The sequence below is a fragment of the Actinosynnema sp. NPDC059335 genome (genome assembly GCF_042752395.1).
Lineage (GTDB): Bacteria > Actinomycetota > Actinomycetes > Mycobacteriales > Pseudonocardiaceae > Actinosynnema.
This window is the reverse complement of sequence record NZ_JBHYXZ010000085.1, coordinates 11,979-20,012: the sequence shown is the minus strand read 5'-3', so window position 1 is coordinate 20,012 and position 8,034 is coordinate 11,979. Positions and strand designations below refer to the sequence as shown.

Sequence of the window (8,034 nt, the reverse complement as noted above, 5' to 3'; positions counted from 1 at the left end):
TTAACTGCGTTAACACCGCGGGCCCCCCCCCCCGGGGGGGGGGGCGCCGGGGGGCCCCCCCCCCGGGGGGGGCGGGGGGGGGGCCGGGCCCCCCCCCCCCCCCCGCCTCGGTGAGGAGGCGTTCGGCGCGCGGCACGTCGGCGGCGATGCTGTCCAACCTGCGCGCGTTCTGCCGCAACCGGCTGCCCGACCCCCACGCCAGGACCCGCCACAGCGACGTGAACACGTCGTCGGCCGGCGCCCACACCTCGGCCCGGGTGAGCGTCGGGCCGACCGGCGGCCGGCCGGGCAGCCCGCGATCGCCGATCGCCGATCGCCACCACCGCTCCCGGATCCGGATGGCGTGGTCGCCGACGCCCACCTCGCGGGGACGGGACGGTACCGCCCAGGGCGGCAGCGCCACCGTCGTCAGATCGGTCATCGGCATGTCCGGTGCATCGCGGTCCGCGCGCTGCCGTTACCCGACCTCACCGCTCGCGGTCGCGGGCCTCGTCCGAGCGGGCGCGCAGGGAGCCCGCGTGCGCCTTGGCCGACGGGTCGCGGCGGGTCTTGACCAGGCTCGCCACGGTCACCACCAGCAGCACGACCACGATCACGCCGAGGCTCAGCGGGGTCGGGATCTCGGGCACGCGGTCGTCCACGTCGACGTGGGCCCAGTGCAGGATCAGCTTCACCCCGATGAACGCGAGGATCAGCGCGAGCCCGGCCGACAGGTACACCAGCCGGTCGAGCAAACCCTTGACCAGGAAGAACAACGCCCGCAGGCCGAGCAGCGCGAACGCGTTCGCGGTGAAGACGATGTAGGGCTCCTCGGTCACGCCGAACACCGCCGGGATCGAGTCCAGCGCGAACAGCAGGTCCACGCCGCCGATGGCCACCAGCACGACGAACAGGGGCGTGGCCACGCGCCGGCCGTCCACCCGGGTGAGGATCCGGCCGCCGACGTAGTCGTCGGTGAGCGGCAGGATCCGGCGCGCGGTCCGGACCACCACGTTGTTCTCGATGTCCGGGTCCTCGTCGCGGTGCCGGAAGAGCTGCACGGCGGTGAAGATCAGCAGCACGCCGAACAGCAGGAACATGAACGAGAACAACGCCAGCAGCGTGGCCCCGACCGCGATGAACACCGCCCGCATGAACAGCGCCAGCACGATGCCGAAGGTGAGCACCTTGTGCTGGTGCTCCTCGGGCACCGCGAACGTGGTCATGATGATCACGAAGACGAAGAGGTTGTCGACCGACAGGCTCTTCTCGACGATGTACCCGGCGAAGTACTCGGTCCCGAAACCGCCGCCGTGGGCCGACCAGAGCCAGACGCCGAAACCGACGGCGACGAGGATGTAGAAGACCGACCAGAGGCCCGCCTCCCGGAACCCGACCCGGTGCGGCCGTGCCGCGGCGAGGGCCAGGTCCACCGCCAGCAGCAGCACGATGAGCGCGATGGTGACCGCCCACGTGAGGCCGGTGATCTGCAGCACGCGCCCCACACTAGACCAATCGGAGCACGACGACCGGGCACGCGGGCGGGTGTCGTCGCCCGTCCGTGACGCCTCAGCCGGCGGTCGGCGGGGCGAGCAGGCCCCACCGGCAGGCGACGTGCACGGCCGCGGTGCGGTTGTGCACGTCGAGCTTGCGCATGCCGCTGCGCAGGTACGCCTTGACCGTCTCGGGCCGCAGCCCCAGCTCGCCGGCGATCTCCAGGTTGCCGTCGCCGCGGGCCACGAGCCGCAGCACGTCCAGCTCGCGCGGCGACAGCCGGGGCCCGCCGGGGACCGGCTGGGCGGGCACGCCGCCGAGGTCGCGGTGGATGCGGGCCAGCCTGGCCCGGAGCCCCGGGTCCTCCGTCGCCGCGACGACCGCCGCCAGGTCGTCCAACGCCCTGGCCCGCGGGTCGGCCACGACGGGCGGGGCGGGCCGCAGGAGGTCCTCGACGTCGCGTTGCAGCCGGGAGGCGATCGTCGTCGCCGCGGTCAGCACCCGGTCGCCGATGGGGTGCGGGTCGCGCACCGCCCCGTAGAGCACCCCGCGCACCGAGCCGCCGACGACCACCGGCACGGCGAACACCGACGTCAGCCGTTCCTCCGCCACCACCACGCGGTCGTAGTCGTGCGTGATGCCGGCCGTGGACGCGTAGTCGTCCACCCGCCGCGCCGCCCCGTGCCGCAGCACCGCTCCGCCGAGGCCGAGCCCGGACCGCACCACCAAGCCGTGCAACGACGTGCCGAGCGTCCCGGTGAGCCGGCTGATGACCAGCGACGACGTGCCGCCCACCGGCCTGGTGGCCCCGCCGAAGACGACGGGCACGCCACCGACCCGCCGCAGCCGCCGCAGGCGCTCCGGCAGCAGCCGCTCGATGAGGTCGTGCACCGCGACGTCGTCGTCCATGCCCTCTCCGGTGGTCGGTGGTGGTCCCCGGGTCGAGACTCGGTCAGCAGGCACGACGAGGTCAAGGGCGCGCTACCCCCGTCCGCGGGTAGTCGGTGGCGAGCGTGCTCACGCAGAGTCGTGCCGTCCGGGACCGGGCGCGCCACGAAGGAGTACGACGATGACCGCGACCGAGGCGTACCGCGCAGCGCGTGACGCGCTGCTGGCGCTCAGGGACGACCACGCCCGTGCCGTCCGCGAGTTCCGCTGGCCGGACCTCGGCGAGCGCTTCAGCTGGGCCGTCGACTGGTTCGACGCGATCGCCCGCGGCAACGACCGGCCGGCGCTGGTCATCGCCGAGGAGGACGGCACGGTCACGACGCGCACGTTCGACGAGCTGGCCGTCGCCTCCGACCGCCTGGCCGCGTGGCTCGCGGACCGCGGCGTCCGCCGGGGCGACCCCGTGGTCCTGATGCTCGGCAACCAGGTCGAGCTGTGGGAGTCGATGCTGGCGATCATGAAGCTCGGCGCGGTCATCACGCCCACCACCACGATGGTGGGCCCGGCCGACCTGGTCGACCGGATCGACCGGGGCGGCGCGCGGCACGTCCTGTGCGCCGCGGCGGACGTCGGCAGGTTCGACCGGGTGCCGGGGGAGTACGGCCGGTTCTGCGTGGGACGCGCCGAGGGCTGGGCCGACACCACCGAGGCCGCGGCGCTGGACGTCGCGCCCGCGGCCCACCCCGGCACCGCGCCCGACGACCCGCTGCTGCTGTACTTCACCTCCGGCACCACGTCGCGCCCCAAGCTGGTGCGGCACACCCAGGTCTCGTACCCGGTGGGGCACCTGTCGACCCTCTACTGGCTCGGGCTGCGGCCGGGCGACGTGCACCTCAACATCTCCTCGCCCGGCTGGGCCAAGCACGCGTGGTCGTGCTTCTTCGCCCCCTGGATCGCCGAGGCGACGATCTTCGTCGTCAACTACCGCCGGTTCGAGCCCGGCCCGCTGCTGGAGCGGATCCGCGAGCACGGCGTCACCACGTTCTGCGCACCGCCGACGGTGTGGCGGATGCTCATCAACGCCGACCTGTCGGGCGGCCCCGGCTCGCTGCGCGAGGTCATCGCGGCGGGCGAGCCGCTGAACCCCGAGGTGATCGACCGGGTGCGGCAGGCGTGGGGGCTCACCCTGCGGGACGGCTACGGCCAGACCGAGACGACGGCCCAGATCGGCAACACGCCCGGCTCGGCGGTCAAACCGGGGTCCATGGGCCGGCCGCTGCCCGGCGTGCCGGTGGCGCTCGTCGACCCCGTCACCGGCGAGGTCGTCACCGGTCCCGGCGAGGGCGAGATCTGCCTGGACCTCTCGGCCCGCCCGCTGCCGCTGATGACCGGCTACCAGGGCGATCCCGAGCGCGACGCCGAGGCGAAGGCCGGCGGCTTCTACCACACCGGTGACGTCGCGAGCGTCGACCAGGACGGCTACGTCACGTTCATCGGCCGCACCGACGACGTCTTCAAGGCCAGCGACTACAAGATCAGCCCGTTCGAGCTGGAGTCCGTGCTGGTCGAGCACCCGGCGGTGCTGGAGGCGGCCGTCGTGCCGGCCCCGGACCCCGTCCGGCTCGCCGTGCCCAAGGCGTACGTCGCCCTCGCGCCGGGCCACGAGCCGACCGCGGAGACCGCCGGGTCGATCCTCCGCTACGCCCGCGAGCACCTCGCGCCCTACCAGCGCGTGCGCCGGTTGGAGTTCTTCGAGCTGCCGAAGACCATCTCCGGCAAGATCCGCCGGGTCGAGCTGCGCGCCCGCGAGACCGACGCCGCGGCCGGCGGGGAGGACCGCGCCGAATGGCGCGACGACATGTTCTCCGGCTGATCCCGGCCGGTGCTCACCGCCGACCGAACGCGGACGCGACGGTGTCCGCGTCGGCCCCGGCGGCGAGCAGGCCGTGCAGCAGGATGCGGGCTTTGAGCGGGTCGAGGAAGCCGGCGCCGATCAGCCCCCGGGACAGCAGGTCGCGCTCGGAGCCGGGGAACGCGTAGGTGCCGGCGAGCACCGGGCCGGCGCCGGTGCGGGAGGCCAACACCACGGGGATGCGGGCGGCGAGGCGGGCCAGCGGCGCGACCCACGTGTCGGGGACGTGGCCGACGCCGAACGCCGCCACGACCAGGCCGTCCACGGCCAGGTCCGCCAGGTGCGCCCCGTCGTCGCCGAGCGTCGCGGTGACGAGCCCGACCCGCACGTCCCGGCGCTCGTCGTCCGAGTGGGGCAGGACGGTGCGGCCGGTGGGGCGGTTGAGGATGCGGGGCGTGCCCTCGACCACCTGGCCGAGCGGCCCTCCGTTGGGTGACACGAACGTCGCGCCGCTGATGGTGTGCGTCTTGCGGACGCGGTGCGCGGCGTGGATCTCGTCGGCGAACACGACCAGGCAGCCGAGGTCGCGCGCGTCCGGGTGGGCGGCTGTCTGGACCGCGGCGAGCAGGTTGGCGGGACCGTCCGCGCCCGCGAGGGTGGGGTTGCGCATCGCACCGGTGACCACGACCGGCTGCGGCGCGGTGTGCCGCAGGTCGAGGTGGTAGGAGGTCTCCTCGATGGTGTCGGTGCCCTGGGTGACCACCACCCCGTCGAACCCCGCCGCGCACCGCTGCCGGACCTCCGCCACCAGCGCCGCGAGGTCGGCGAAGGTCAACGACGCGCCGGGCGCCCGCCGGAAGTCCACCACCTCGACCTCGACACCGGTCGCGGCGAGCCCCGGCACCGCGGCGACCAACTCGTCCGCCGACAGCGCGGGCACCACACCGCCGCCGTCCGCCGCGGTCATCGCGATCGTGCCACCCAGACCGATCACGACGACCCGCCGGTTTCCCGTGCCCGACCCTCCGGACGACGTTCCCTGCACCGGTGCCTCCTGCCGTGGCGCGCGTGGACGTGGGGTGCGACGCCGGCTCCGGGCGACGGCCGTCCCGTCCGGCGTGCCGGCACGCGTGGCCACCGTAGTCAGTCTTGAGCGGAGCCGTGGCGCGAATGCCACGGCGCGTCCACATCACCACCACCGCACCCGCCGCGGCCCCGACAGTTGCCACTGTCCACCGGCAGCGGATCGCCCCTTTCCCCGGCTCGGTCGAAATACGTTCGCGCCAATCGACTCGCACGTCGGATGCGGATTGCCGCGCACTTCCGATCCGCAGAGCACATCGCCGACGCACGGGCGGTAATCCGGCCGGCCCGCGCGGAGTGGTAAAATTCCCCGCCGTCGAGATTCGTGCCCGCCGAACGGTTCCCTCCCACGAATGGCCCTCACATGACTTCACCCGACGGCGTTCTCTTCGCCACCGCGGAGGACAGTTACCGCGACGCCTCCCTGGAATTGAAGAACGCTTTCGGCCGGCAGCTCGACGTCAAGCGGGTCGGCCCCGACGAGGGACTGGCCGTCGGCCTCGCCGCCGCCGAGGTCGCCGAGGTGTGCCGCCGGGCCGAGATCGTGTTCGTCAAGCACCTGACCGACCAGGTCGCCCACGTCACGGGCCCCGAGCGGGCGGACCCGGCGGCGATCGCCCGGGTGGCGCGCGAGGTCGTGTCGCGGCACGGGCTCGGCGGCGCGGGGCTCGCGGTGCAGGTGTGGGCCAGCGGGTCGCCGCGGATGGGGTACACGTCGGGTGAGCTGTTCGCCGCCGTGGCGGAGGCGATGGCCGAGGACGGCGTCCGGGTCGGCCGGGCGGGCGAACCGGTCGTGCTGTCCTGCTGCATCACGGCCGAGGGCGTCCGGCTCGGCGTCAACACCGCCGCGGACAGCCTCACCGACTGGCCGGGCGGCCGGGTCCGGTTGGCGCGGGACCCGGCGCAGGTCTCCCGCGCGGAGTTCAAGCTCGAGGAGCTGTTCCAGGTTTTCCCGTCGGACCTGCCGACCGGCGGCCGCGCGGTGGACCTCGGCGCGTCCCCCGGCGGCTGGACGCGGATCCTGCGGACCAAGGGGTTCGAGGTGTGGGCGGTCGACCCGGGCGACCTCGCGCCGCAGGTGGCGGCCGACCGCCGGGTGCACCACGAGCGCACGACGGCGGGCGAGTTCTTCCGCCGCACGGACCGGGCGTTCGACGTGGTCGTCAACGACATGCGGATGGACCCGGAGCTGAGCTGCGAGGTGATGCTGGAGGCCGCCGCGCGCCTGCGCCCCGGCGCGGTCGCGATCCTCACCCTGAAGACGGGCACGCACCGCCCGGTGGAGGTGGTGGAACGCTGCCGCAGGCTGCTGCGCAAGCGCTACGACGTCACCTTCGCCCGCCAGTTGCACCACAACCGCCACGAGCTGACCGTGGTCGCCACCCGGCGCTCCTGATCCCGAGCTGCCCGGACCACCCGGACGCCTGACCACCGCCGGCCCGGACCGCGCCGCCGGTGGTCGCCGAGGAGGTCAGCGCCCGGCCGACGCGGCGCAGGGCCGGCAGGGGATGTGGTCGCCGACGTAGACCGCGTCACTGCCGTACAGCTCGCGCGTGAAGCCGGACGCGTACTCGTGCGAGTCGGTTCCGGGGAGGTTGTAGGTCAGGTACGCGCCGTACCCCTCCTCCACGGTCCGCCGGGCGAGCCGGGCGGCGGTGTCGGCGGGCGTTGCGGTGAAGTCCACCGCGGCCGGGGAGAGGCGTGCCCTGGGCAGGTCGATCTTCGGCACGTCCCAGCTGCCGTAGTCGGAGTTCCACGAGTAGTCGAACACCTTGGCCAGGTCGATGTCGCCGTACTTCAGCCTCTTGCTCGCCGGGCCGTAGAAGAACAAGGTGATCAGCTCGTCCTCGAGGTGGCCGCGCAACGCCGACACCAGGTAGGGGAACGAGAAGTCGTTGACCGGCTTGCCCTTGTGGTACTCGGCCCACTCGTCGTCGAAGTCGATGCCGTCGAGCCGGTGCTCGCGCACCGCGTCGGCGAGCTGCGCGGCGAACGCGGCGGCCGCCTCGCGGGTCTGGAAGTTCGACACGCCGACACCCTGGTGGTTGCCGATCACCGACAGCAGCACCTTGATGCCCTTGCGCTGGAGCGGGCGGATCTGCGTGTCGGCGTTGTCGAGCACCCACCGCACGTTCTCGTTGAAGGTCAGCTTCGCGGCCTTCCGGACCGGGTCGTAGTCGATGTTGGCGGCGAAGATGATGGCGATGTCGAACACGTTCGCGCCGTCCTTGGCGAGCCGGTACTTGCCGACCTCGCGCAGTTGGCGGTTGTTGTTCACCTCGACGTAGACGGCGGTGATCGGCCCGTCCTTCGCGGACGCCGCCGCGACCACGGGTGTCGTCGAACCGACCAGCAACACCACCGCGGCCACCAGCGCGAGGCCGGCGCCGCGACCGAATGCCCGCATCGTTGATCAACCCCTCCGTGCCGACGGTCGTGCACCGAGTGTGGCAACGGAGCCCGGGATCCACGGACACACGATCCGCTGAAAGGCACCCCCGGAACGGGTGCTTCCAGCCCTCGGTCCCGAACGGCCGGATCGCTGACGATCACTGCGGCACCTCGGGCGCTCGACGGATGCCGATCGTGGTCGGCATCGCGCCGTCGCGGGCTCGCCGTGGACGCCTCGGGCGTTCCCCGCCGGGACCGGCACATCGGTCCGGGGGGCGGCGGCGGGGGGGGGGGGGGGCCCCCCGCGGGGTTAAAAAAAAAAAACGACCCCCGCGAAGTTGGTTGTT

General features: G+C 73.4%; 7 protein-coding genes. 2 read left to right on the top strand and 5 right to left on the bottom strand.

Features of this window, described 5'->3' with window-relative positions:
• The 3 genes from ACFXGA_RS24710 to ACFXGA_RS24700 all read right to left on the bottom strand — a co-directional run.
• Positions 1–421 (bottom strand): hypothetical protein (locus ACFXGA_RS24710; protein ID WP_378091549.1); only part of this gene is annotated, 421 nt, incomplete at its 3' end.
• A gap of 46 nt (positions 422–467) precedes the next feature.
• A complete protein-coding gene (locus ACFXGA_RS24705) occupies positions 468–1,475 on the bottom strand; it encodes a TerC family protein (protein ID WP_378091517.1) in 1,008 nt (335 codons plus the stop codon).
• Positions 1,476–1,548: 73 nt separating this feature from the next.
• Positions 1,549–2,382 carry a LuxR C-terminal-related transcriptional regulator gene (locus tag ACFXGA_RS24700; RefSeq protein ID WP_378091515.1) on the bottom strand — a complete coding sequence of 278 codons (834 nt, stop codon included), beginning with the start codon at positions 2,380–2,382 and terminating at the stop codon, positions 1,549–1,551.
• 160 nt (positions 2,383–2,542) lie between these two features.
• On the opposite strand from ACFXGA_RS24700, the gene ACFXGA_RS24695 reads away from it, so the two are divergent.
• On the top strand, positions 2,543–4,234 hold the full coding sequence (locus ACFXGA_RS24695; protein WP_378091513.1) for an AMP-binding protein: 1,692 nt from the start codon (positions 2,543–2,545) through the stop codon (positions 4,232–4,234).
• Between the two features lie 13 nt (positions 4,235–4,247).
• Here ACFXGA_RS24695 and ACFXGA_RS24690 read toward each other — a convergent pair whose 3' ends face one another.
• On the bottom strand, positions 4,248–5,207 hold the full coding sequence (locus ACFXGA_RS24690) for an asparaginase (RefSeq protein ID WP_378091511.1): 960 nt from the start codon (positions 5,205–5,207) through the stop codon (positions 4,248–4,250).
• Between the two features lie 453 nt (positions 5,208–5,660).
• Between ACFXGA_RS24690 and ACFXGA_RS24685 the strand changes: the two genes are divergently transcribed.
• A complete protein-coding gene (locus ACFXGA_RS24685; RefSeq protein ID WP_378091509.1) occupies positions 5,661–6,692 on the top strand; it encodes an SAM-dependent methyltransferase in 1,032 nt (343 codons plus the stop codon).
• Between the two features lie 75 nt (positions 6,693–6,767).
• Here ACFXGA_RS24685 and ACFXGA_RS24680 read toward each other — a convergent pair whose 3' ends face one another.
• Positions 6,768–7,703 (bottom strand): endo-beta-N-acetylglucosaminidase H, encoded by a 936-nt coding sequence (locus ACFXGA_RS24680; protein WP_378091507.1) that lies wholly within the window; start codon positions 7,701–7,703, stop codon positions 6,768–6,770.
• Between the last annotated feature and the right edge of the window lie 331 nt (positions 7,704–8,034).

Excerpts from the sequence above, each read along its gene's own strand:
- ACFXGA_RS24700 (WP_378091515.1), bottom strand. The coding sequence starts at position 2,382 with ATGGACGACGACGTCGCGGTGCACGACCTCATCGAGCGGCTGCTGCCG.
- ACFXGA_RS24680 (WP_378091507.1), bottom strand. The coding sequence starts at position 7,703 with ATGCGGGCATTCGGTCGCGGCGCCGGCCTCGCGCTGGTGGCCGCGGTG.
- ACFXGA_RS24685 (WP_378091509.1), top strand. The coding sequence starts at position 5,661 with ATGACTTCACCCGACGGCGTTCTCTTCGCCACCGCGGAGGACAGTTAC.
- ACFXGA_RS24695 (WP_378091513.1), top strand. The coding sequence starts at position 2,543 with ATGACCGCGACCGAGGCGTACCGCGCAGCGCGTGACGCGCTGCTGGCG.